Origin of the sequence: Methylobacterium soli, assembly GCF_008806385.1 — a bacterium.
In the GTDB taxonomy this organism is placed as follows: domain Bacteria; phylum Pseudomonadota; class Alphaproteobacteria; order Rhizobiales; family Beijerinckiaceae; genus Methylobacterium; species Methylobacterium soli.
The window spans coordinates 1-21,699 of sequence record NZ_VZZK01000059.1 but is presented as its reverse complement, the minus strand read 5'-3'; the positions used below and the strand labels follow the sequence as shown (position 1 = coordinate 21,699).

The following is a 21,699-nucleotide window of genomic DNA, read 5'->3' as shown; positions in this document are numbered from 1 at the left end:
GCGGTCTGTCTCCATCTCGTAGGAGACCTTCTGGCCCTCATCGAGGTTCTGCATGCCGGCTCGCTCGACGGCCGAGATGTGGACGAAGACGTCCTTGCTGCCGTCTTCAGGCTGGATGAAGCCGAAGCCCTTGGTTCCGTTGAACCACTTAACGGTGCCGATGCTCATAGGTATTTCCGTATCTTAACAGGCAATAAGATCTGACAAACGCATGCAAGCACGCGCTCGTTCGCTCATCGTCGAAAATATGGGAGAAATGCAGAAGGCCCGCCTGAAGGGCGAGACAGCCGGGTATCTGGCCAAAAATCGATAATTGCTTTCTATACCATCAAAGGAGTACTTACAACCGGGCCGAAGCGATTTTAGAAAAAAGAAAATATTGGCTCGCATATGACATGGAACGCTGCCAATCTCGGGAAAGTTCTCTCTAGTGAGCGTCCAAACATGAGAACTCCACGTCGGTAGCTCACTTCTTTGAGCCCTCCGTGCCTACATGTAAGAAGCGGGAAGTCACAATGCAGCGCTCGATGAAATTCGGTCGCAGAATGCCTATGCCTTCGATGGTCCAGATCAAGCATGGCCTTAGAATGATGGCCGCGATAGATGCGCTGGTTACGGCTGTGCGTGAAAAGAACTTCCCGCCAGAAGAACTCTCTCAGTTAATAGCGGATCTTACCGGTAAGTACGGAATTCCGCTAGATCGAGCGCAGATGCTGTGTAATCGACTTAGGGCAGAGCCCGACAAGACCTGAACTGCCGCCGGCGCTCTATCTCCCCCGAACCGCGTAGCGTTAAAGCACCCTGGAGGGTCATGCAGGCAGCGGCTTCAGCGATGGAGAAGCAGGCTGGTGCTCTGGCTTCTGCAACCTGAGACAAAGGAAGCGCGGCATGGACGTCATCCTCACTCCAACAGGATCAAAGGGCGATACCTGGAGCCTCAAGGACAGGCTCGGCCGCCACCTGGGCGAGATCCGAGAGGACGTCGGCTTCGCGATTATCCCTGTTGAAGGGACAGCGCTGAAGAGCGTTCCGCTCCACCATGCCTCGTTGGACGCCACCATGACGGCCATCGCCAAGCATATGGCCGGCGCGTGTGAGTTGGACAGTCAGGATTGGGGCTGAAGCGTTTTGTCGCAAGCCAGGAGGCGGCAGGTTCATGGCAGGATCGGCAGAGGACAGGCTCGACGCCCTGCAGGCTCACATCGGCGCGTTCGAGGCGTGCCGAGCCGAGCAGCTTTCGCTGATCGAGAACGAGGCGAGGCGCGATCAGGACACCAGCATGTGTGAGAAGGCATCACGGGAGATCGAGGACGAGTTGGCGGCCCTACACACCCGCGCAGCAAGATATGGGAATGATCCCTTCGCAGTTGCGCCTGGCTTCTGCACATGAGCGAACAGGAGCACTAACGCTCGCGACGGACGAGACGTGGCTTCACGTATGGACTTGCTCTCTCCGGCACGGTGAGCACCTCCCGTTTTACCTGTATCGGCGGATCACCTGAGGACGAGGTTGCGGGGAGGGGCATCCAATGCGTCGGGCTCCTATACCGTGTCAGTTTATACCCGCCGTCCGCCAGAGAAATGATCCATTCCTCGCTCCTTCGACAAGCCACGACGACGGGCGGGCAGGTGATCCCGAAAGCATAATCTGCCCAATCCACCGTGCCGCCGCTGAGCAAGATCCACGTGTCATCGCGCGGGGCTGTCTCGATTGGCTGCCAATCGGACATGACTTGTCTCCCCTGTCGGAACCCTGACCCTGCGCGGCAGCTGATCAGCGTGCCCGTCAAGAGACTACTCCCGAAATGAGGGCGCGAGGAATGTCGGATCATCCATCGGCTTACGAAGTGACACTGACCTCGACGGACATGCCTTCAGGAGCGGCGGCCGGACCGCTGAAGCTGCCGGTTATGGGCATGGCTTGGCGAATGTCGCGCACGACAGCGACCGGGATCAGGTTCGCGCCGCCCACGCTGCGGTTGGTCGGGTCAAAGGTGATCCAGCCGGCGCCCGGCAGGTAGACTTCGGCCCAGGCGTGGGTGGACCCTGCACCCGCGGAGCCGACGAGGACTTGCGCTGGGTCGTAGAGGTACCCAGAGACGATCCGGGCACCGAAGCCGAGGCTACGGACCGCCTCAACAAAGAGGGTCGCGAGGTCGCGACAGGACCCTCGGCCCAACGCAAGGGTTTGGCTCGGCGACTGCGTGCCCTCATCCTCCCTGGCCTCATAGCCGATCCCGCCCGCGACCCCGGCGTTCAGATCCTTGAGGAGGGACAGGGTGTCGGTCGGATAGCCCGCGACGAACCCCTGTACCCAGCTCTCGAGGCGCGCGTCCTCGTCGGCATACTGTCGAGCCGTCAAGGCGCCGAGATCCATCCACTCGTCATCGGAATAGCGGAAGGGAAACGAAGCCGCTGACGCGCTGATGTCGAACACCGGGTAGGCCGCAGCACTGAGCTCGACACGCGCGACGCTGTCGATGACGAGCGTAGGGGCTGGTGCCTGAAACATGGCTGTTCCCACAGCATTCCCGGCAACGTCGTAGGCCCAGGTTACCGTCGCGGAGGGTGTTACGGTGAGGTCGCTTGAGACGAGGCGGACCTCACGAGACTCGCGGGGCTGCAACAAGAGTCGATGCGGCCCGAAGCTTACAGGTTGCCGGTAGCGGTAGGTTGTTCGATGGTGGATGCGCAGATTAACCAATGAACGCTCCTGAGGGGTTGTTAGCCAGGGCTTCTGCTGTCGTGGCCGTTCTTCTGGTTGTGGATTGGCACACCGCTCCGATACCGATGTCGAGCGTGATCGGCAGCCAGCAGAGGGCGAGCGTAACAGCAGCCTAGTGTTCAATCCGGAGCAGATCCGCTGCCGCCCGTATCGGCACCCTCTCGATGTCAGGAACCTGTTCGTGCCGACTACGGGACTCACGCGACGAGCCGGGCTTCGATCAGGTCGACCTCGCGCACGAGCCGGCGAAGAACCACATCGTCGATCACCTGGGAGCGACGCATGCGGTAGAGAGCGCTCTTCTCAGCCTCAATGCCCGCAAGGCGTAAACGCTTCTCCATGGCCGCAAGCTGTTGAAGGCGTGTGGTTTCCGTCCAGCCTTCAGCTGTCGCGGCCTTCAGGCCTTCATAGCGGTCCATAGCCCTAGCACCGGCCTCGACAGCCATCGACGCATCTTCGTGCTCCTCGACGAGACGATGCTGCAGAGCCTCTATGGCCTTCACGGCATCATCCCGAGCGGCCGCGCGGGCAGCGTCCTCCTCAGCATCCTGGCTCGGCTCGGGCGGCAGCTGTAGTCCCCTCAGCAACGGCGGCAGCACCGTGCTGGCGAGCAGGAGGGAGGTTAGGATCACGCCCATCGCCAGGAGAATGGCGAGGTCGCGGGCTGGGAATGGGCTGCCATCCGTCAGCGTGAGAGGAAGCGTCAGGACGCCGGCCAGGGTGATGGCACCTTTGACACCCGCCAGGGTCGTGGCGGCCACGAGGCGCGAGGTCATGGCGTCGCGCTTCTCGCCGCGCCTGCGGGCACGTGCTAGCACGAACTGTAGCGAGACCCAGACCCAGACGAAACGGACGACCATCAGGCCGGCAGTGATCGCCAAGATCCAGGCGACGATCCAGCCGGCACCCTGGAGGTCGGCTTGCTTCACGGCATGCCTGAATACCTCCGGCAGCTGCTCGCCCAAGAGGACGAAGATCGCTCCGTTCGCCGCGAGGGCCACCGTGTCCCAGACCGCGGTACGGCGCACACGCGTCGATCCGAGGCTGCGTCCCTGGATCTCGACATAGGTCATGGCGACGCCGGCCGCGACCGCAGCCAGGATCCCAGAGGCGTGGACGTGCTCGGCCGCGAGGTAAGCTCCAAACGGCGTAAGCAGGCTGAAGAGGATTTGTAGTCCAGGATCCTCTCCCGTGCGCCGGCGCAGCAGTTCCTGGATGCCAGTCAGAAGGAACGTCGTTGCGGCTCCAATCCCGAGCCCGCCGATGGCGAGCCACAGGAACGTCGTCGCAGCCTCAGGCAGGGAGAACGAACCCGTCAGGGCTGCGGCGATGGCGAAGCGCAGGCAGACGAGGCCCGTGGCGTCATTGAGAAGCGCCTCGCCTTCGAGGATGTGCATCAGGCGTCGCGGAACCGGAGATTGGGCCGCCACCGACGAGACCGCAATGGGATCCGTCGGCGAGAGCACGGCTGCCAGAGCGAAGGCGACGGCCAGCGGGATGACGGGGATCATCGCGTGGATGAGCAGACCGATACCGAGAACCGTCAGGACGACGAGGCCTAGTGCCAGGGCCAGAACGGTCTTTCCATCACGGAAGAGATCGCGTTTCGGGATGCGCCAGCCATCGAGAAACAGGAGCGGAGGCAGAAAAACGAGGAAGAAGATCTCTGGATCGAGCGACGTACTCGGCAGGGGTCCAAGGGCCAGGGCAACACCGATCACGATCTGGATCAAAGGCAGAGGGAGAGGGAGGAGGCGTCCCAGAGCTCCGCTGATGAGGACCGCCAACAGCAATGCCAGGACGATAGTAACCGTTTCCATCTGATCCTTTCGCGAGAAGACTTAGGCCGCCCTCGAACGGCAGGCGGCAACGTCGTGACTCGCAGCCCATGGTGCGCGGTCGCAGCCACGAAGGCGTTTTGATGAACCGGAACTCAGATACGAACGCGCAGCGCTTGTCTTGGACAGAACCGAGTATGTGGGCGGTCATGGCTCTGTCCATCGTGTTCCTCTGCCTCGGCGGCTTATTCATCCTTTCGCTCGCAGCTGGTGCCGCGATCTTCGGCCTACCGGCTCCGAGCGGCGTGGCGGGTGGCTATCTGCGTGCCATTGGCTTCCGCGATGTCGCCCTGGCTCTTTATCTTGGTGGTTTGGCCTGGTTCTCGACTCGCCGAGCAGTGTGCATCGTGCTGGCGGCGAGCGTGTTCATACCCCTGTGCGACGTCATCCTGGTCTGGAATGCCGGTTCTGCGGCCTCATGGCAGGTCGCGCTGCACGTTGTAAGCGGAGCTAGCTTGGTACTCATCGCCGCCTGGGTATTCCGGTTGCAGATCAACGTGTGAGCACTGCAGACGAAGGGCAGAGGCCGACCAGCGGCAAGGACGCCTACGCAGCCTTTGGAGCGACAATCGCCCAGTCGTCTGAAGCGGTGGCCGCCTATTGCGAGACCGCCGAGGGCGCCGCGATGTCCGGGTGCTGGTACCTCGCCAGCCATCGCTGCCTGCTCATCAGGGCCGGCGGTGCAGGTGGGTGGAACTGGCTCGCGCTCTGCAGCACGAACGGCTTCACGTCTCCCCAATCCGGCAGAAGCGCCAGCGTGGCGCACGTCTAGCCAAGTGCCCTGCACATAAAACAGAGTGGCTCGCGTTGACCCGGTAGTCAGCTTGCAACTGCTGGTGGAGGTCGCGTGCCCTGGTTCTATTTCGACGTGCTTCACGATGGTGACGAAGTCACGCGCGACCACAAAGGCATCGACCTGCCGGACATGGTGGCGGCAAAGATCGAAGCCTTGCAGATCTGGAAGCGGGTCATCCGAGAGCGGGATGCTGGTGGACGAAATCCGCTGCACTGGAACGTGGCAATCCTCAACCTGCACGGGACTGTGCTGGCCCTAGTGCCCTATCCAGCCGACTGCGATGCGTGGGGATAGACGAGATCTCCCTCGCCTCGGCAGCCGAGCGTAGCGCCGATCTCGTTCGCATCATGGATCAAAGCGGACACCGGGATACTCGGACGGTCGTCGGCTAGATCCGGCGCGCGAACGCCTTCAAGGATCACTCAGGGAGCGGGTTCCTGTAAATCAGGTTCGTCGACGACCACTGCAGTTGGTCCCGATCCCCACGACCAGCTGCTAGGTGGCCACTGCTGCGGCTCGGAGGACCTCAGATCGTCTAGGGTAGGCTGTGCGTCAGCATACTCCGACATCATGTCTTCGATTTCCGCTGGCCCAATCATAGCCGCTCCTCAGCGGCCATGCTGCACCGCACAAGAGAAACGGCGTAGCAGGATGGTGGGTTCCTTGGCTGAGTCAGTGGCGCAGAGGAAGCCTGGAGCCGCAGCCGCTGACTCTTGGCACGCCAGGGCTCACGATCCGCGAATGATCGTCGGCTATACCCAGAGGGCCAACGCCTTCGAGGATCACTTGGATAGACTGTTTCTATGAGATAGCGGTGAGGCGCTTCGTGTTCGCGGCGACGTGCTCGCGATAACGGGAAATGACGGTATTGGTCGATCCACCCATCATCAGTGTCCCAGACGCCTCGATGAGAGCATTGACCTTCTCGCTGACCATCTGCTGAGCTTCATCCCAGCCCTCAGCGCCGCCCCAGGCAAGCTTCACGAGCCGAAGCTCGATGACCTTCTGAGCCTCAAGAGCGAGCAGGGCGAAGGCAAGGGGATTGTACATGGGCTACTCCGGGCCGCGAGGCGCCGGAGCCTGTGCGACGGAGACAAAGGGAAAGGGGCGGCCGAAGCGACCGCCCCCTGATTGGTAGGCTAAGCCAAAGGCTCAGCTGAGGCATCGCCCCCCTTAGCGAGCGCCGGTGGTCTGGGCCTGCTGAGCCACGCTGGAGAAGGTCTTGCTGGCCTCATCGACCGCACGCACGGACGTCTCGGCGATGGCCTTGCTGTCCTGGATCATGTTCTGCAGGCTCTCACGAACCAGATCGCTCTGGATCACAGTGAACTCCTGCACCGACTTCGCGCTCGTCAGCTTGTTCAAGCCGTCGAGGTTGCGCTGCCACTGCTTCTGGCTCAGCTCGAACCAATTGCGCGAGGCGTCTTGGAAGGCTTGGGATAGAACCGTGCCGCAGCGAGTCACGGCTTCCATGTTCTGCTTGGATTGGCGGGCCAAGCGCTCACTATCCTGCCCTGTAAAGCCGAGCGTCTTCGTAAACCGATCCGCGGCCTCACGGGCCTGATGCGAAGCGGCCTCGACACTCTTCTGCACAACTTGCTTGGTCTTCTCAGTCGCCTGCTCGCGCAGATCGACCATCTTGTTCACACCATCCCGAGCGGCCTCAGCGAACTGTGCGCTCTGCTCAGCGGTCTTGTTGAGGCTCGCCTTCGCAGCATCGGCAGCCTGATCGCTCTGCTTGCCCTGGGCGTTGTTCTGATCGAAAGCCATCTGGGTTTCCTATCTGTATGGATTTACGTATTTATTGTACTTAGATCAAGAAAATAAGCACATTAAACTTAGGTAGCAAAGAATTTATTATTTTTATCGCACTGCACCTAAGTCATCATTCGGCACGATAAATCAAGAGCTATAATTTTATTTGGATCATTATTAATTTGTGACGAAATTCGTCAAAGGTCACATCCAAGACGCAAGTGCCTGAGCGCGCTGCACAATGAAGTTTGCGAGATCCAGGGAAAGGAGAAGAATGACAAAGGACCAACTCTCCCCCCGCTTCTCGTCCAGGGCTTGCCCAAGGCACTAGAAGCGTGGCCATTTGCAGCCATGCCTATCCGGCGCGAGCACCGCTTCTTCTACCCCATCGACTGGCCTCAGCTCTCGGCCGTGATCCGGTTCCGGAGGGCAGGGGGCTGCTGTGAGGGCTGCGGGCGCCCGCACGGACAGCGCGTGCCACATCTCGGAGATGGCCGCTGGTGGGATGCGGCCACTGGCACTTGGCGCGACGGACAGGGACAGGCGCTCCGGGTTCTCCCGACTGCCGAGGAGGTGGCCGGCGTCCGGATGACCAGGGTCGTGCTAGCGACCGCCCACCGCGACCATGACACCACGAACAACGCTGACGCGAACCTCGCGGCTTTCTGCCAGCGCTGTCACATGCTGCACGACCGGCCGGAGCATCGGCGGCGACGCTGGGCCACGCTGTTCCGCAGGCGGGCATTAGGAGACCTGTTCGGCGGCCCCTACGCCTGAGTGCGGAGCGTTCTGGAACGGTAGGCGCCGTTGAGCGATGCTCCTTGCATGGACCACCTCGATCTAACTGTTCGCACCATTCTTGCGCTTGCTGCCTCGTACCAGACGGGCGCCATCCTCGAAGCAGAGAAGGCGGTGGATACCTATCTCGCAGCCTTTCATGGATTTCAAAACCGAAAGGCCGCTATCGACGGTGCTGCTCCTCATGGTGGGACTGGCGCTGGTTGAACCGAGCCCCGCAGGCAGGTCCGCCGACGCGGACAGCAGGTCAGATCCGTTCCGCGACATCATCGAGTACTGACCACCATCTCAAGCGATCAAGCATGCACGAGAGGCCGCACGCCCCGAGGCCTGAAGATTGTGCCGGAACGGGATCGCATTCTAAGGGCCAAGCTCCTGGCGGATAGTGCTAATCTCAGCTGCCAAAGCCGCGCTATCCGCGTCCCGGGGCAGGAGCTCACGTCCGCTCATCAGGGCGAGGTGATGCAGGGCATCGTGCAGTTCGTCGTCGGTGAGGTCGCTAGGCACCGCCCATCGTGGAGCGGGTAGGGGGCCGGCGCTGCGCCAGATCAGCGTGGTGCACGGGTCGCCCCTCTGGACTGTCCCGGCCCGGATCTCGGCCGCATAGCGCTCGGCGGCATCATCCTCGTCCAAGCCGAAGACGTAGAACCGAGTATCCGCCTTCGGGCTGCGCTTCGCCTCCAACCGTGACAGCCTAGTGATCGTGCCGCGCATGAGCAGCCTCCCCCGCAAGCTGACCCCGGCGGCTCCGGATGGCAGCGCGCAGTTGGTCCCGCTCCTTGTCCGTAAAGTCCTTCCAGAAGAGGGCGCGCATGAACGGCTTGCCGGTGGCGGGCAGGGACGCCATCCGGAACACCTTGTCCATGGGCGAGATAGCCCCGGCGTCCCGCAGCAGCGCAACCCGGCTCTCGTACTCCTCGGCGGTGGTCCCGTAGACGAAGGAGAACGGTCCGCCCGCGGCAGCCCATTCCTTCAGGGCGCCACGCCTCGCGCTCTCCTCCTCCACGGCCTTGGCGCGCTCGATCTTCGCCAGACGGTTCTCAGCGGCTCGCATGGTTCTCTCCTTCGGCAGGTCGCCCATTCTTCGCGGCGATGAAGCTCACCCGCAGGACATGGCTGGCCCGGCTGATTTCATCGGGCGATGGCTCGGGCTGCCCCGGAACGCCGAGAACCACCACGCCTCCGCTCACTGGCTTGTGGTGCGCTTCCAGCCTGCGAATGCGGCGCTCATAGGTGCTCGTCATTTCCCAAGGTTCTCCAGCCTCGCGAGGCGGGCCTGAACGTCGGTCAGCTCGATGGCCCTCACGTGGGCGTCCACGGCCTTGCCGATGTCGGACGCCTCAGAGGGGGTGAGTTCGCCAGAGGCGACCGCCCGCAACAGGGCGTTGGTGGCCTTCGGCAGATCCGCCGTCGTCTCGATGGCCGGCAACTCGAACACCACCGGCCGATCCTTCCGGGCAGGCGCGATCCGATCCAGGCAGAGCCGGATCGCGGTGATGTCCCCCTCCTTTGCAAGCTCGATGGCCTTCCGGGTGATCTCCCCGGCCTCACCGTCCAGCAGCGCTTCCAATGCCAGCGTGCTACGGTTTCGGGCGCCTCGCGGTCGTCCCGGATTGCCCGGCTTGAACCGGGTGTTGGCCGTATGGCCGTCGTTCTTTACGGCGTCGGCCACGCCTCGGCTTGCCGTACTCATGGCATTCTCCTGTCTGCTGGGGATGGTTGCGGGCCGAGCGCCGCAATGGTGTCCGCCTGGGCCAGCTGCTCAGCCTCAGGCCGCGGTAGTCCGCCATCGAGCTCGCAGATGGCTGCTCGCTCCTCGTAGTGGGCGAGCCAGTCGGCGGCGGTGATCAGGGGCTCAGCGGCCGCTGGATCGCCGGCTGGCCGACGTGGGCTGAAGGTCCGGTGATCTACGGGGACGCCTGTGCCAATAGCGTCATTAGCGCCAATAGGTGCCGATCCACGCCTCTGAGCCGCTGCTATCGGCACTAATGGCACTAACGGCACGCCACCCAGCACACCGACCGAGAGATGCCGGATCTGCAGCGGCTCTGGGTTCTTCACGCGGTCAACGACGTAGGATCGGCCGCCATACATCTCGATGGCAAAGGCCCGGTCGGAGCCGCTGCCGCCGTATTTGTCGAGGGCGCCGAGCCATCCAGCCAACTCGTCACGCACAAGTAGCAGGCCACGGGGCAAGGCGGCTGCCAGCGCGCCGAGTGCCTCCACTGTGGCATCTGCAACGCGGATGCGGGGGCGCACCGGAGCGTCAGGCGGCTGCGCCTCGCTCGGCATCACTGGAGGTGGACAACCGTTCTTCACAGCCGTCTTCACGGCAGCCTTCCAGGCTTCCAGGTGCGCCTCGCTGGTTTGGCGTGACGTGGCGAACTTCTTCTGCTCTGCCTCGAAGCCGAGTCCCATGCGATCCTCGGCAAAGCGCACCAGATCGAAGGCCGCGTCCATCGACGGCGATTTGGAGGAGGACGGCGGCCCAACTTCAGCGCACCAGAGCAAGGGTGGCTCGGACCAGCCGGCCCCAGCCACGGGCCAGCGCACATTGGCGAGAGCAGCCCCCACACTGCCGAGCAGTGCAACAGCAACGTAATCGACAGGAGCGGAAGCGCCGTGCGCTTTCGTCGTGACCCACTCAGCCCAGGAGCCGAGCAGGGGGAGCGGGAACTCAGGCGCGGGGCGGCGACCTGTGCCGAGCAGCGTCAGGTCAGCGTCCGGCCAAGGGCTCGCCGAACGAGGAACCCTGATCCGAGATTGCACCGGGTGCTGAGGCTCGTCGCTTGGAGCATCATCCCGCGTCCAATCCGCGGGTGAGGCTGAAAGCGCGCTAGGAGCGTTGACGCACGGCAAGGAAGCCGGGAGGAACTCCTGTGAGCGATGTCGCCATCGTCGTGGTGGGAGCCTCGCTGGGCGGTGTTGGCGCCCTGCAAGAACTCACCGCCGGGTTCAATATCAGCATTCCAGCGGCGTTCTTCGTCGTGCAGCACATCGGGCGCCATCGCAGCCTGCTTCCCGCACTCCTGAACCAGTGCTCCGTGTTGCCAGCCGTGCATGCCTATGATGGCCAGCCCTTCCGCCCTGGTCACATCTACGTCGCGCCGCCTGACCATCATCTCTGCCTCACGCCACACCTGATCCGGCTGTCGCGGGGTCCGCGCGAGAACTTCACCCGACCAGCCATCGACCCGCTGTTTCGCTCGGCCGCACGCTGCCATGGGCCAAAAGTGATTGGTGTGCTCCTGACCGGCCGGCTCAGCGATGGAGCGGCCGGCTTGTATGAGATCCGGGCGCGCGGCGGCCTGGCCGTTGTGCAGAGCCCCATGGACGCCGCCTGTCCTGACATGCCGGTCAATGCGCTTCGGCATGCGGGTGCCGACCACGTGCTCCCGCTTGCGGCCATGCCGGGCCTGATCGCAAGGCTCGCGCAAGGCGTTGTCTTTGCGAATGAAGCGTCGCCTTAGACCGAGGGAGAGGAGCATGGGTGACGAATATACGCTCAACCGCCCGTTCACGCTGAGCTGCCCGGAGTGCAGCGGGGTGACGGAGCGCAGTGCCACGGGGACACTGCTGCAGTGGCGCTGCCACATCGGTCATGTGCTGACCGGCGATGCGATGCTCGAGGCGCAGGCTGTGGCGCTTGAGATGCGGCTGGGCTCGGTGCTCTCGCTGCTGAACGAGCGAGCCGAGCTGTGCCGGCAGCTGGCGGAGAACGCGATTTCCGAAGGGCAAGACCCCGCGCTCCTGGAGGCGGCCCGACAGGAGGCCTTGCAGCGGGCTGAGGCGGTCCGGGCTCTGCTTGAGAGCGAGTGGGTGCCGGCCTGAGAGCAAACAGGCCGGTTCGTAACACCCAATCTGTGCTCCGCGTGATCTCTGGCATCTCCAGCCGGAAGCACGGCTGCTCGTCATGGATCACCACGTATTCACACAGGTGAAGTTCTCTCTCGGCAGATTGACCTACGTTGCTCCTGGCACGTTCCGGAGACCGGCATGCCGCAGCACCTTATCCGCAAGCTGGAGCACTTCGCTCGTCTCTCCTACGACGACCGGCATGCGCTCGAAGAAGCCGCTCGTCAGCGGGGGCGGCTCTTCGATGCTCATCAAGACATCATTCGCGAGGGTGACGCCCCCGACCACGTCAACCTGATCCTTGAAGGCTGGGCTTGCCGCTACAAGACCCTGGAGGACGGACGCCGGCAGATCATCTCGTTCTTCCTGCCCGGGGATCTGTGCGACCCGCACGTCTTCGTGCTGCGCGAGATGGATCACTCGATCAGCACCATCACGCATGTGAGGCTCGCCGAGATCTCGCGCGACACCCTCCTGAGCCTCACCGAGCGGCATCCGCGCATCACCCAGGCCCTCTGGTGGGAGATGCTCGTCGCGGCCGCCGTTCAGCAGGAATGGACGGTCAACCTCGGCCAGCGCACGGGCCTGGAGCGGATCGGCCATCTCCTCTGCGAGCTGTTCATTCGCCTACGCGGGGTCGGGCTCACGAACGGAAACAGTTGCATCCTGCCGGTGACGCAGATGGATCTTGGCGACGCGACGGGCTTGTCGAACGTGCACGTCAACCGGGTGCTGCAGGAGATGCGCATCTCCGGGCTGGTCGTGCTGAAGGGCAAGCACCTGACAGTTCCGGATCTCGAGGCACTCCAGCGGGTGTCGCTGTTCAACGTGAACTACCTGCATCTCGACCGGGAGGGGCGTCACCTCGACGCCAACGGCTCTGAGCAGCCACCTCAGGATAGCGCCGCGGCAACACCTGAGCGATGCTGACCCGGAACGCTGCAGCCCGACGCCGGCAGATCCTGCGTGAACACGGCGCAAGGAGGTCCGATGACGCTCTACCATTTCCACCTTCGGACGGCCGGCGGTCTGGAGCGGGATGAAACCGGCATGATCCGTCCGGACCTGGAGACGGCGTATCTCGACGTCTGCAGAACCATCCCGGCCCTGATGACCGAGATGGTCCGCGAGGGGCATGACCCGGCCGCCTGCGCCTTCGAGATCCGGGATGGGGCCGATCAGCTCCTGATGGAAGTGCCGTTCCTGGAGCGGGTGGCCAAGCGACCGAAATCGCGCCATCCAGCGACACCCACGCTCTCGCCGGAGACGCAGGCCTTGTTCAACCAGCTCGATCTGCTCGCGTTGGCCATCAACCGGGAGGTGACGCGGCTGCACGACAACATGGGGCGAGCCTACAAACAGGTGGCGAGAATGCGCGAGACGCAGTCGAACCTGCTCTGGTCCTTTCAGACGTGGTCAGAGCGCTGAACGGCTCCATAACGCCCAGTCGGCGAACCGCACCTCAGCTGAAAGGCGCCTGCTGAGTTCCGCTGAAGCAAGCCCTAGTGGAACAGGCTTGGACCCAGCCCCGGCTCGCGCGTTCACACAAGTGATTGAGATGCTGCGAGTTCTGGACCGTAGTTCCTCGCTGAGGAGCGCCTGATCGCCCAGCGCCGGGGAACTGCCATGCCGGACTACGAGCAGATGATGAAGCGCCAGCAGGTGCTGGCCGACTTCGGCGAGTTCGCCCTCCGCAGCGAGGATCTCCATGAGGTGCTCACCGAAGCCTGCCGCCTCGTCGCCGAGGCACTTGGAACCGACCGCGCAAAGGTCCTGGAGATCCAGCAGGGCGGCCGATGCCTGTTCGTGCGGGCCGGTGTCGGCTGGGCTCCCGATGTCGTCGGGCAGATGCGCCTTCCCATGAGCGAGCACTCCTCTGAGACGTTCGCAATCGAGGAAGGCAAGCCCGTCATCACGCAGGACATCGGCAAGGAGGAGCGCTTCGAGGTCCCCGAGTTCATGAAGAAGGCCGGCGTGGTCGCGCTGGTCAACGTGCCGATCTTTGTGCCCGGCAGAAAGGCCTATGGCCTGCTGCAGGTGGACGCGACCGAGCCGCGCGACTTCGCTCAGGAAGACATCGCGTTTCTGCGCACCTACGCCACCATCTTGGGGCCGGTGATCGACCGCCTGCAGAAGGTGAGCAGCCTGCGCGCTACCGAGGAGCGCTTCCGGCTCGTGGTCGAGAACGCCCGCGACTACGCCATCTTCACCACCGATCCCGAGGACCGGATCACCGACTGGTACGCCGGCGCAGAGGCCGTGTTCGGCTGGTCGGCCGAGGAGGCTATCGGCCAGCCCTCGGCCATCATCTTCACGTCCGAGGATCGGGAGGCGGGTGCGGACGAGAAGGAGACCGAGACCGCGCGCCGCGAGGGCTCGGCGCCGAATGTGCGCTGGCACCTGCGCAAGGACAGCTCGCGCGTGTTCATCGAGGGGATGACCACCACGCTGCGCGCTGCAGACGGTTCGCTGCGCGGCTTTCTCAAGATCGGCCAGGATGTCACCGGGCGGCGCAAGGCCGACGAGGCACTGCGCGAGAGCGAGGAGCGCTTTCGGGCTCTGGCCTGCCTCGTTCCAGTCGTGCTGTGGCGCTCGGATGCGAGCGGGATGCAGATCTCCTCGAACCAGCTCTGGCTCGACTACACCGGCCAGAGCCTGGAACAGTCGCAGAGCGGCGGCTGGCTTGATGCCATCCATCGCGACGACCAAGCCATGACCCGCGAGGTCTTCCGCACGGGTCATGCCGAGCGGAGGATCGTGGAGGTGCAGCTCCGCATCCGCGGGCAGGACGGCTCGTACCGCTGGTTCTTGGTGCGGCAGACGCCGATCACCGATGCGCAGGGACGGCTCGTCGAGTGGTTCGGCGCGGCCATGGACATCGAGGAGCTGCGCGGCTCGCAGGCGCGCCAAGAGGTGCTGGTCAAGGAGCTGCAGCACCGCTCGCGCAACCTGCTCGGCGTGGTTACCTCGTTGGCCAACCGCACCGTCGGCCAAGGCGGCCCGGTCGAGAGCTTCACCACGCGGCTCAAGGCCCTGAGCCGGGCCCAAGCTCTGCTCAGCCAGTCCGGCAGCGACACCGCCGAGGTCGGCGCCCTCGTGGACGCACAACTCGCCGCCCATGCGGACAGCGCGCCCAAGCGCATCACCATCTCGGGCCCAAGGGTGCAGCTCTCCTCCGAGCAGGTGCAGAACTTCGCGCTCGCTCTGCACGAGCTGGCCACCAACGCCCTCAAGTACGGCGCGCTGAAAGGCGAGACAGGCCGCCTGTCCGTCACCTGGGAGCGGCTCCGGGATGAGAATGGCGGCAAGCGCTTGGCGCTCAGTTGGATCGAGAGCGGCGTGGACGTGCAGCCGGAGCAAGTCACACGGCGTGGCTACGGTCGAGAGCTGATCGAACGGGCGCTCACCTACGCGCTGCAAGCTCGGACCGAGTTCGAGCTGGCCGCCGATGGGGTGCGCTGCCGGATCGAGATGCCGCTCGCCTAACCTGTCGTAATGTGTGCCTGCGCCGGAGCCGGTATGCTCCGGGACCCTGCAGCGTAGCGTAGAGCCTCTATGGCTGACCGTCCGACTTCTCTTGCAGGCCGCCGCGTGCTCGTGGTCGAGGACGAGTACTTCATCGCCATGGACATGGAGTACTGGCTGCAGGAGGCAGGCGCTGAGGTGGCCGGGCCGGTGCCGGACACCGAGCAGGCGCTTGCGCTGATCGAGGCGGGTCCGCTCGACGCAGCAGTGCTGGACGTGAACCTCATGAGCGAGACGGTCTACGCGGTTGCGGACCGGCTGAAGGAGCGGGGTGTGCCCTACCTGTTTGTCACGGGCGAGGTGCAGATCGCGGACTGCTCGGACTACCGCTCACGCCCCAAGCTGGAGAAGCCGATCCTCGACACCGAGCTGCTTCGGGCGGTCGGCAAGCTCATGCCGAGCTGATCGGCCCAGCGCTTTCCATAACGCCCAATCCGCGAGCCCCTTCGTGGATTGGGCGCTATGGAGCACCGTTCTTAGCCTCCCTGATCACGTCTGGCAGCTTGTATGCTCCATCCAGGATCTGTTGCGTCGGTACGTACGCACGAACGATGAGGGCGAATTGCCCTTCGGGCGCAGGCAGCCAGTTGGCGCGTGCCTCAGCATTGGTCGGCTGCTCGCGCGAAAGGGTGAGGGTGAGCGCGCCGTCGGGGGCGAACCTCAGTTCGTTGGCATCGAGGTTGACAGTACCGATGTTGGTGCGGCCATTCGGCGGGTTCGGCAGCATGAAGTAGTCCTTGTCGTACATCGTCAGCGACCAGAACCCGCCGCGCGTGCGATCCATCGGCGGCAGCGCCTCCTTCGGGAAGGTCATCGTGTAGACGTGGCGGCCGTCGAGCAGCGAACCCTTGGCGTCCGTTCCCCTGATGAAGTACGTCGCCTCCCGGTAGTCGTTGACGTAGATGTAGATGACTGTGGCCTGGGCGCGGCTGAACCAGTCGGTGCCCCAGCGCCCGGCGCCCTCCTGTCGCTGCCAGCTGTTGCCGGCGTCGACGCCCACCTGAACGTAGGTGCTGCTCGCGTGCAGGGCCGCGTCGGCGGCTAGCGCAGCCCGGTCGAGCAGGGCCTTGTAGCCCGGATCGGTCTTGCGCAGGGCGATCAGGGTACGGGCCTGGCCCGCCATGGCGGCGTCGCTCGGACCGACCGTCGGGTTCGCGGCCAGCATCTTCTCCAAGTCATCCCAGAAGGTCTTCGGATTGACCCATTGGGGCCGGCTGGCGTCCGGGTCGCCCGCGATCATCTGCGCCGTCACACCCGGAGGGTAGACGGCGTTGCGAGCCGCTGCGTGGCAGTCGATCCTGTGCGGACCGGGCCGGTCCTTGCTGAGGGGATACATCCCGATCTGGTCGAGTACGGCGACCGCCGTGGCCTTCGCCTCCGGCGTGCGAGCCGCGAAGCTGCGCGGGAAGACGCCGGCGGTGTTCGTCGGCATTCGCAGGACGTCGAGGAAGCCCTCCGGCTTCTCGCCTTTCCAGTCCGGGCCGACCAGCAGGAACTTGCCGCCCGGCGTCGCCGAAGCCGAGCCGAGCTGGTGGATAACGTTCGTGAAGATGTCGACGATCTGGATGGTCCAGTAGTGGCCCTGGGGCGCGTCGGTCGGTGTCTGGACGACCGCCGGCTCGACGGCAAGATTGGCAAAGCCGGCCCCGTAGATCGTGTCGTTGTTCGGCGTGACGACCCAGCGCTGCGACGGTGACATGTAGTCCGCGAGGCATCCCGTCGTGTTCATCGGCGCGCCGGGCAGGAGCCCGAGCATGGTGCCGGGCTTCTCCTTCATGATCTCCCACATGTTGGTGCGGCCGAAGCCATCAACCGCGGGATAGCCCCAGTAGTAGACGACGCGAGCGAGCGCCTCGACGTAGTCCTCGTTGGCGAGCAGGGCGGGGACGCCGGCCGAGCGGGCCAGATCGGCATGGGCTGGCGTCAGGGCGCGCACCGGATAGGGAACTTGCGATTGGGGCGCAGCGGGTGAGGCCATGTCCGGTTGCGCCTTGGCGGGCGTCCCGGTCGACACCTTCTCCACATCCGGCAGCTTCCACGCCTTGTCGAACAGGGCCTTCGTCGGTGCGTAGAGGCGGAACATCAACTCGAACTGGCGGGACGGATCGGTCGGGATCCAGTTGGCTTCCTTGCCGACCGGGGCTTGGGGCCCGAGGTATAGGTCGACGGAGCCATCGGCGTTCTTCTGCACCTCGGCGGCGTTCGAGGCCCGGCTCGCGCGACCGACGTTCTTGATGAGCGCATGGGTCTGACGGTCGTAGGCGGTCACCGACCAGTATTGCTCGACCGGAGCGTTCGGCGGCACGGTCAGGCGGTAGGTATTGCCACCCTCGTAGCTGTTCCCGTCCTTGTCCCGGATGTTGATCAGGTAGAACTGGCCCGCGCCCAGGCGCTTGATGCCGATGTAGGCATAGCTGTAGGCGAGGCCGCGCGCGTCAACCGGATAATGGTCGGGCTCGGCGAAATCCGCCTGCGCGGCGCGGATAAGTTCAGGAGGCGCCGGCAAGGTCCAGTGCGTGCCTTCGAAGAATGAAGGCAGGCCCGCAGCGTATCTTGCCTCAAGCCACGCCTGCGCCTCGCGCACGCCAGTAGTGAGCGCCTGCTTCGCCTCGGCATTGGGGGCGAAGGGCCTGCCCTTCTCGATGCCGATCGACCGCAGCTGATCGATCATGGCCCGGTCCCGGGCGAGCCATGGCTCGGCTTGCACGATCCGGTCGAGCCCTTCGAAGAAGCGCTCGTCGTACCGGATCGTCGAGTTGAATACGGCGTCCCCGACATCGGTGAATTGGGTCGGGGGTGGATCGGCGGCCTGGGAGAGCGGGTAGATCCTGATCCGCTTGCCATAGGCCACCGACTTGGCGACGTCGGCATCGGCGTGGCTGGCGAGGTTCGAGCGGAACAGGCCATAGCTGCCGTGTGTGCCCGGTCGCAGGGCGACATAGCCCTGCGGGACTTGACCGGAGAAGTCCGGCGGCAGCATCAGGAGCTTGAGGCCCTTGCCCTTGTCGACCCCAAGGAGGCCGGCATCCTCAAGCGGTTGCTGCCAGATGTTGACGACGTTGGCGTTCATGGAGCCGCCGCCGTCCGCCGGCGGCACCTCGATCACGATGGGCCCAACGTCCTTCGTGTTGAGGAACGCCATGAGGTAGAGCGTGTCCGGGTTGGGAGTGAGGGTCTGGTTGTGCCAGTCGAGCGGGCGACCCCAGTAGATCACTTGGTTCACCTTGCCGGCGGTCTTGGTCAGCATCTCCTGAAGCATGAGGTCGTAGTTGACGACCGGCATGCCCCAGATGACCGCCTCGACGGCGCGGCGCTCGATCGCGCGGCGAGCCAGCTCCTGCGGGGCTGCGTCTTGCGCGTGGGCAGCGAAGGCGAGACAGGCCGCGGCAAGCGCTGCGAGAACGGTCCTCTTCATGGCTATCTCCCTGTCACCTCTGTAGAAGGCTTGGGTGCCACCCAGAGGGGGAACGAGACCTCCAAGAAGCCGATGGTACCCTGGAAGCGGTTCTCGACCTCGACCTCGCGCAGCACCTTGACGCGGGCGGAGACCGGAATCCCGCCGAATGGAGCGGTCAAGCCGATTGTCCCACCGACTGCGGTGACCCGGCCCTTGAACGGCCCGACCTTGGCCCCGGGGCCGCTGTCGCCCGTGATCTGCTCGTAATGCGAGGCGATGACGCCGACCGACAACTCCTTGGTCAGGTACTTCGAGGCCGAGACGTCGACATGGAACTCGGTGCCGGTGACGTACTGCGTCGCCGGGTTCTTACCGTTGAGCGTGAAGCCGGCGGCGGCAGAGAGCTCGATGCCGAGAGCTAAATCGAGGTAGGTCACGGCGGCCGAGATGTCGCCGATGTAGCGGTTCAGGGCGATGTTCGAGAGCTGTCCGGGCTCGTAGCCGCCAGCGGGGATGCTGAGAACGCCCGCCACCTTCCAGTGCCAGTTGCCGGAGTGCCAGCCGACGCTGGCCGACACGATGGGGTCGCCGGGGTTCAGGGTCGCGTCGCCGACGCTGGCACCCGCCGGCCGGCCAAGCGCCTGATTGATGAGCGGGCCGTTGAGGAGCACGCCGGCGCGCACGGCTGGTTCGCCGAAGGGCATCACGAAGGCGAAGGCCAAGTCGCCGCCCAGGATCTGGATCGGCGTGACCCACAGGGCTGTCGTGAAGTCGGCCACGAGGTTCACGTTGACGTTGGCGACCACGTTGCCACCGAGCTGATTGGTGCGATTGCCCCCGATCTTGCCGTTGTAGAAGTAGGTGGTGCTGTCGAAGTAGAGGCCGGGTGGCGGCACGACACCGCCCAGCGGCACGGCCTGCCCCTCGATGTAGAAGCTGAGACCGCCCTCGGCCGCCTCGGCCGCGGGAGCGGAGGCGAGCACGCCGGTGAGGACCAAGGCGCTGACGAAGCGGCCCGCGAACGCTCCCATACCTATCCCCTCACGTGGCTTTGGACGGTAATCGGGTTCACCGCTGGTCTCACAACCTTTACTGTAGGTTGTAGGACGTCAACTGGTGCACGTCGGCACGGACCGGGACAACCAGTTTGGTCTCAGGGCTCCAGTGTTTCAGTAGGGCTCGCCCTTATTGAGGGCAGGTCCGCGCGCACCGTCGCCATGTCCATTAGGCATCCGGTGGATGTTAACCAAATCTCAGCCCTGCATCCGGAGGATATCCTCTCGATATTTTCCGCATACCAGGAGCAAATCCATGATCACCGTCGTGGGCGGAACCAAGGGCGGCTCGGGTAAGTCCACCGTCGCGACGAACCTCGCCATCATGCTCGCCGCCGCTGGAGGGGACGTGCTCCTGGTTGATGCCGACGATCAGGAGACCTCGACCGATTTCTCGAACCTGCGTGAGAGCACGCGGCCCGGCGGCGCCGGCTACACCTGCATCGCGCTCACGGGCGCCGCTGTGAGATCCGGGGTGCAGCGCCTCGCGCAGAAGCACGAGCACGTGATCATCGACACGGGTGGGCGCGACACGGTGAGCCAACGCGCGGCTCTATCCATCTGCGACGCCTACCTCGTGCCATTCGCGCCTCGGTCGTTCGATGTGTGGACGCTCGATAAAGTCGCCGAGCTGGTCGAAGAAGCTCGGGTTGTGAACCCGAGCTTCCGCGCCCTCGCCTTCATCAACCGCGCCGATGCGCGCGGCGGCGAAAATGCGGAGGCGGCCGAGCTGATCAGGGCGAAACCCGGTCTGGAGTTCGTGCCCGCCGCGCTCGGAACACGCAAAGCCTTCGCGCATGCAGCTGCAGCCGGCCTGTCCGTGACGGAACTGCGGCCTCAAGACCCAAAGGCATCGGAGGAGATCGGCGCCTTGTTCGGGCATCTATTCGATATCCCGCAGGTATCTGCAGCACATCCGGTGGCAGCGTGATCATGGCCCTTATCGCAAGACCCGCCCGCCCAGTTCAGGCCCCGGTTGATGCCGTCGAGGCGTTCATCAGCAAGGGCGGCTCCGTCCCGGCAGAGACCTCAACGGAGAAGCCAGTGAAGGCGCCCCAACACCCGCTCAAGTTCCCGCCCGGTGACCTGTTCAACCGGCTGGAGCGTGCCCGCGAGGTCAGCGCCGTTAAGCTGCCGCGCAACACCTGGATCCTACAGGCCATAGCCGAGAAGCTGGAGCGGGATAGCCGTTAGAGATCGGAAGGGCACCTGCTGGAGTGCCAGCGGATATCCTGAGGATTTCCAGCGGGTACTTTAGAGGAGGGCGCCCGGCGATCTGTTCGGTGGTCCCTGCGCCTGAGATGGGCCGGATGGATCGCGGGCGCGTGGCCAACGTTGAGCCGATTTAGGGGGGCGTTACGGCAGCGACGGAGGCCCTTATGTCCTCACGGCTTGTGCTCGTCTGCGCTGTCATCGCCGGTTTCGCCAACCCCGGCTGCCTATGGGCGCGGGAGGCCCACCACAAGGCGCCTGCGGCGCGAGGAATGGCCCTGACCATCCCCTGGCATGGGATGGCGTTCACGGCCCCCCCGCATCCGGCCGCCGACGTGCTTCAGACCTCGCGTGACCCGATCATCAACGCAGGTCACGTAGTTGACCTACCGCCAGCGCACAGGCGTATGCCCCTCTCAGGGAGCGACAGGCGGCTTCTCGATGGCCAGCTCCCGAACCAGGAGACGGGACCGAAGCGTGAGCATGTGGTGAGAGATATCTGCATTGGCTGCTGAAGATCAGCGGCCGCGCGGGCTCACCTTGTCCCTGTGACCGCTGCGGTGAAGCTTAACGGTTTGTTGCCGGTGTCTGGTTAGGATCTGTCAACTTCTGCCGGAGCCTTCCTATGCGCGTGCTGCTGATCGAGGATGACACGTCGGTCGCGGCGAGCATCGAGCTGATGCTCAAGTCCGAGAACTTCAACACCTACACCACCGATCTCGGTGAGGAGGGCGTCGATCTCG

27 protein-coding genes and 2 pseudogenes are annotated in these 21,699 nt (G+C 64.3%); 16 read left to right on the top strand and 13 right to left on the bottom strand.

Features of this window, described 5'->3' with window-relative positions; translation table 11 throughout:
* Positions 1–168: cold-shock protein (locus tag F6X53_RS29750; RefSeq protein ID WP_151005168.1), on the bottom strand; the 168-nt coding region annotated here is incomplete at its 3' end.
* A gap of 720 nt (positions 169–888) precedes the next feature.
* On the opposite strand from F6X53_RS29750, the gene F6X53_RS29745 reads away from it, so the two are divergent.
* Both F6X53_RS29745 and F6X53_RS29740 read left to right on the top strand, forming a co-directional pair.
* Complete coding sequence (locus F6X53_RS29745; RefSeq protein WP_151005166.1) at positions 889–1,122, top strand: hypothetical protein; 234 nt, start codon at positions 889–891, stop codon at positions 1,120–1,122.
* A gap of 34 nt (positions 1,123–1,156) precedes the next feature.
* Complete coding sequence (locus tag F6X53_RS29740) at positions 1,157–1,390, top strand: hypothetical protein (protein ID WP_151005164.1); 234 nt, start codon at positions 1,157–1,159, stop codon at positions 1,388–1,390.
* A 450-nt stretch (positions 1,391–1,840) separates the two neighbouring features.
* Here the strand turns inward: F6X53_RS29740 and F6X53_RS29735 are convergent, their stop codons facing one another.
* Together F6X53_RS29735 and F6X53_RS29730 are read right to left on the bottom strand one after the other, a co-directional pair.
* Entirely contained in the window at positions 1,841–2,704 is an 864-nt protein-coding gene (locus F6X53_RS29735; protein ID WP_151005162.1) for a transglutaminase family protein, read from the bottom strand.
* 218 nt (positions 2,705–2,922) lie between these two features.
* On the bottom strand, positions 2,923–4,545 hold the full coding sequence (locus tag F6X53_RS29730) for a Na+/H+ antiporter (protein ID WP_151005160.1): 1,623 nt from the start codon (positions 4,543–4,545) through the stop codon (positions 2,923–2,925).
* Between the two features lie 167 nt (positions 4,546–4,712).
* On the opposite strand from F6X53_RS29730, the gene F6X53_RS29725 reads away from it, so the two are divergent.
* The 3 genes from F6X53_RS29725 to F6X53_RS29715 all read left to right on the top strand — a co-directional run bounded on the left by F6X53_RS29725 (position 4,713) and on the right by F6X53_RS29715 (position 5,653).
* The gene (locus F6X53_RS29725; RefSeq protein WP_238296377.1) at positions 4,713–5,066 is read left to right on the top strand and encodes a DUF4267 domain-containing protein; all 354 of its coding nucleotides are present in this window, start codon (positions 4,713–4,715) and stop codon (positions 5,064–5,066) included.
* A complete protein-coding gene (locus F6X53_RS29720; RefSeq protein ID WP_151005158.1) occupies positions 5,063–5,335 on the top strand; it encodes a hypothetical protein in 273 nt (90 codons plus the stop codon). Before F6X53_RS29725 ends, F6X53_RS29720 begins: the two co-directional genes overlap by 4 nt.
* Positions 5,336–5,410: 75 nt before the next feature.
* Entirely contained in the window at positions 5,411–5,653 is a 243-nt protein-coding gene (locus tag F6X53_RS29715) for a DUF6894 family protein (RefSeq protein ID WP_151005156.1), read from the top strand.
* A 507-nt stretch (positions 5,654–6,160) separates the two neighbouring features.
* Here the strand turns inward: F6X53_RS29715 and F6X53_RS29705 are convergent.
* Together F6X53_RS29705 and F6X53_RS29700 are read right to left on the bottom strand one after the other, a co-directional pair.
* Positions 6,161–6,409, bottom strand: coding sequence for a hypothetical protein (locus F6X53_RS29705; protein ID WP_151005153.1), 249 nt, complete (start codon positions 6,407–6,409; stop codon positions 6,161–6,163).
* 123 nt (positions 6,410–6,532) lie between these two features.
* Positions 6,533–7,129, bottom strand: a complete 597-nt coding sequence (locus tag F6X53_RS29700) for a phasin family protein (protein WP_151005151.1) — start codon at positions 7,127–7,129, stop codon at positions 6,533–6,535.
* Between the two features lie 336 nt (positions 7,130–7,465).
* On the opposite strand from F6X53_RS29700, the gene F6X53_RS29695 reads away from it, so the two are divergent.
* Positions 7,466–7,891: a hypothetical protein gene (locus F6X53_RS29695; protein WP_151005149.1), complete on the top strand. Its 426-nt coding sequence runs from the start codon at positions 7,466–7,468 to the stop codon at positions 7,889–7,891.
* Between the two features lie 48 nt (positions 7,892–7,939).
* Positions 7,940–8,119, top strand: a complete 180-nt coding sequence (locus F6X53_RS29690) for a hypothetical protein (protein WP_151005147.1) — start codon at positions 7,940–7,942, stop codon at positions 8,117–8,119.
* A gap of 153 nt (positions 8,120–8,272) precedes the next feature.
* Here the strand turns inward: F6X53_RS29690 and F6X53_RS29685 are convergent, their stop codons facing one another.
* The 5 genes from F6X53_RS29685 to F6X53_RS29665 are packed head-to-tail and all read right to left on the bottom strand — an operon-like array spanning position 8,273 to position 10,681.
* Complete coding sequence (locus F6X53_RS29685; protein WP_151005145.1) at positions 8,273–8,626, bottom strand: hypothetical protein; 354 nt, start codon at positions 8,624–8,626, stop codon at positions 8,273–8,275.
* Positions 8,607–8,966 (bottom strand): hypothetical protein, encoded by a 360-nt coding sequence (locus tag F6X53_RS29680; RefSeq protein ID WP_151005143.1) that lies wholly within the window; start codon positions 8,964–8,966, stop codon positions 8,607–8,609. Before F6X53_RS29680 ends, F6X53_RS29685 begins: the two co-directional genes overlap by 20 nt.
* Positions 8,953–9,156, bottom strand: coding sequence for a hypothetical protein (locus tag F6X53_RS29675; RefSeq protein ID WP_151005141.1), 204 nt, complete (start codon positions 9,154–9,156; stop codon positions 8,953–8,955). The genes F6X53_RS29680 and F6X53_RS29675 overlap by 14 nt, the downstream gene beginning before the upstream one ends.
* Positions 9,153–9,605, bottom strand: coding sequence for a DUF5681 domain-containing protein (locus F6X53_RS29670; protein ID WP_238296375.1), 453 nt, complete (start codon positions 9,603–9,605; stop codon positions 9,153–9,155). Before F6X53_RS29670 ends, F6X53_RS29675 begins: the two co-directional genes overlap by 4 nt.
* Complete coding sequence (locus tag F6X53_RS29665) at positions 9,602–10,681, bottom strand: DUF3987 domain-containing protein (RefSeq protein ID WP_191971054.1); 1,080 nt, start codon at positions 10,679–10,681, stop codon at positions 9,602–9,604. Before F6X53_RS29665 ends, F6X53_RS29670 begins: the two co-directional genes overlap by 4 nt.
* Before the next feature lie 110 nt (positions 10,682–10,791).
* On the opposite strand from F6X53_RS29665, the gene F6X53_RS29660 reads away from it, so the two are divergent.
* From F6X53_RS29660 to F6X53_RS29635, 6 genes are all read left to right on the top strand, one after another.
* Complete coding sequence (locus F6X53_RS29660; protein ID WP_151005137.1) at positions 10,792–11,382, top strand: chemotaxis protein CheB; 591 nt, start codon at positions 10,792–10,794, stop codon at positions 11,380–11,382.
* Between the two features lie 16 nt (positions 11,383–11,398).
* Positions 11,399–11,743: a hypothetical protein gene (locus F6X53_RS29655; protein ID WP_151005135.1), complete on the top strand. Its 345-nt coding sequence runs from the start codon at positions 11,399–11,401 to the stop codon at positions 11,741–11,743.
* A 165-nt stretch (positions 11,744–11,908) separates the two neighbouring features.
* Positions 11,909–12,697 (top strand): Crp/Fnr family transcriptional regulator, encoded by a 789-nt coding sequence (locus F6X53_RS29650; RefSeq protein WP_151005133.1) that lies wholly within the window; start codon positions 11,909–11,911, stop codon positions 12,695–12,697.
* A 60-nt stretch (positions 12,698–12,757) separates the two neighbouring features.
* Complete coding sequence (locus F6X53_RS29645; protein WP_151005131.1) at positions 12,758–13,195, top strand: DUF6894 family protein; 438 nt, start codon at positions 12,758–12,760, stop codon at positions 13,193–13,195.
* 198 nt (positions 13,196–13,393) lie between these two features.
* Positions 13,394–15,253 carry a PAS domain S-box protein gene (locus F6X53_RS29640; RefSeq protein ID WP_151005129.1) on the top strand — a complete coding sequence of 620 codons (1,860 nt, stop codon included), beginning with the start codon at positions 13,394–13,396 and terminating at the stop codon, positions 15,251–15,253.
* Positions 15,254–15,322: 69 nt separating this feature from the next.
* Positions 15,323–15,697 carry a response regulator gene (locus tag F6X53_RS29635; RefSeq protein ID WP_151005126.1) on the top strand — a complete coding sequence of 125 codons (375 nt, stop codon included), beginning with the start codon at positions 15,323–15,325 and terminating at the stop codon, positions 15,695–15,697.
* Between the two features lie 55 nt (positions 15,698–15,752).
* On the opposite strand, the gene F6X53_RS34155 is transcribed toward F6X53_RS29635, so the two are convergent.
* The 3 genes and pseudogenes from F6X53_RS34155 to F6X53_RS29620 form a co-directional block, all read right to left on the bottom strand.
* Positions 15,753–17,315, bottom strand: a complete 1,563-nt coding sequence (locus F6X53_RS34155) for a DUF1254 domain-containing protein (RefSeq protein WP_373875953.1) — start codon at positions 17,313–17,315, stop codon at positions 15,753–15,755.
* Positions 17,301–18,707: pseudogene (locus F6X53_RS34150) on the bottom strand (DUF1254 domain-containing protein); the annotation flags it as partial. The pseudogene F6X53_RS34150 and the gene F6X53_RS34155, both read right to left, overlap by 15 nt.
* 2 nt (positions 18,708–18,709) lie before the next feature.
* Positions 18,710–19,720, bottom strand: a complete 1,011-nt coding sequence (locus F6X53_RS29620) for a SphA family protein (RefSeq protein ID WP_151005124.1) — start codon at positions 19,718–19,720, stop codon at positions 18,710–18,712.
* A 280-nt stretch (positions 19,721–20,000) separates the two neighbouring features.
* On the opposite strand from F6X53_RS29620, the gene F6X53_RS29615 reads away from it, so the two are divergent.
* From F6X53_RS29615 to F6X53_RS29600, 3 genes and pseudogenes are all read left to right on the top strand, one after another.
* A complete protein-coding gene (locus tag F6X53_RS29615; RefSeq protein WP_151005122.1) occupies positions 20,001–20,675 on the top strand; it encodes a nucleotide-binding protein in 675 nt (224 codons plus the stop codon).
* Positions 20,676–20,677: 2 nt separating this feature from the next.
* Positions 20,678–20,938, top strand: coding sequence for a hypothetical protein (locus F6X53_RS29610; RefSeq protein ID WP_151005120.1), 261 nt, complete (start codon positions 20,678–20,680; stop codon positions 20,936–20,938).
* 643 nt (positions 20,939–21,581) lie between these two features.
* A pseudogene (locus tag F6X53_RS29600) lies at positions 21,582–21,699 on the top strand (DNA-binding response regulator); the annotation flags it as partial.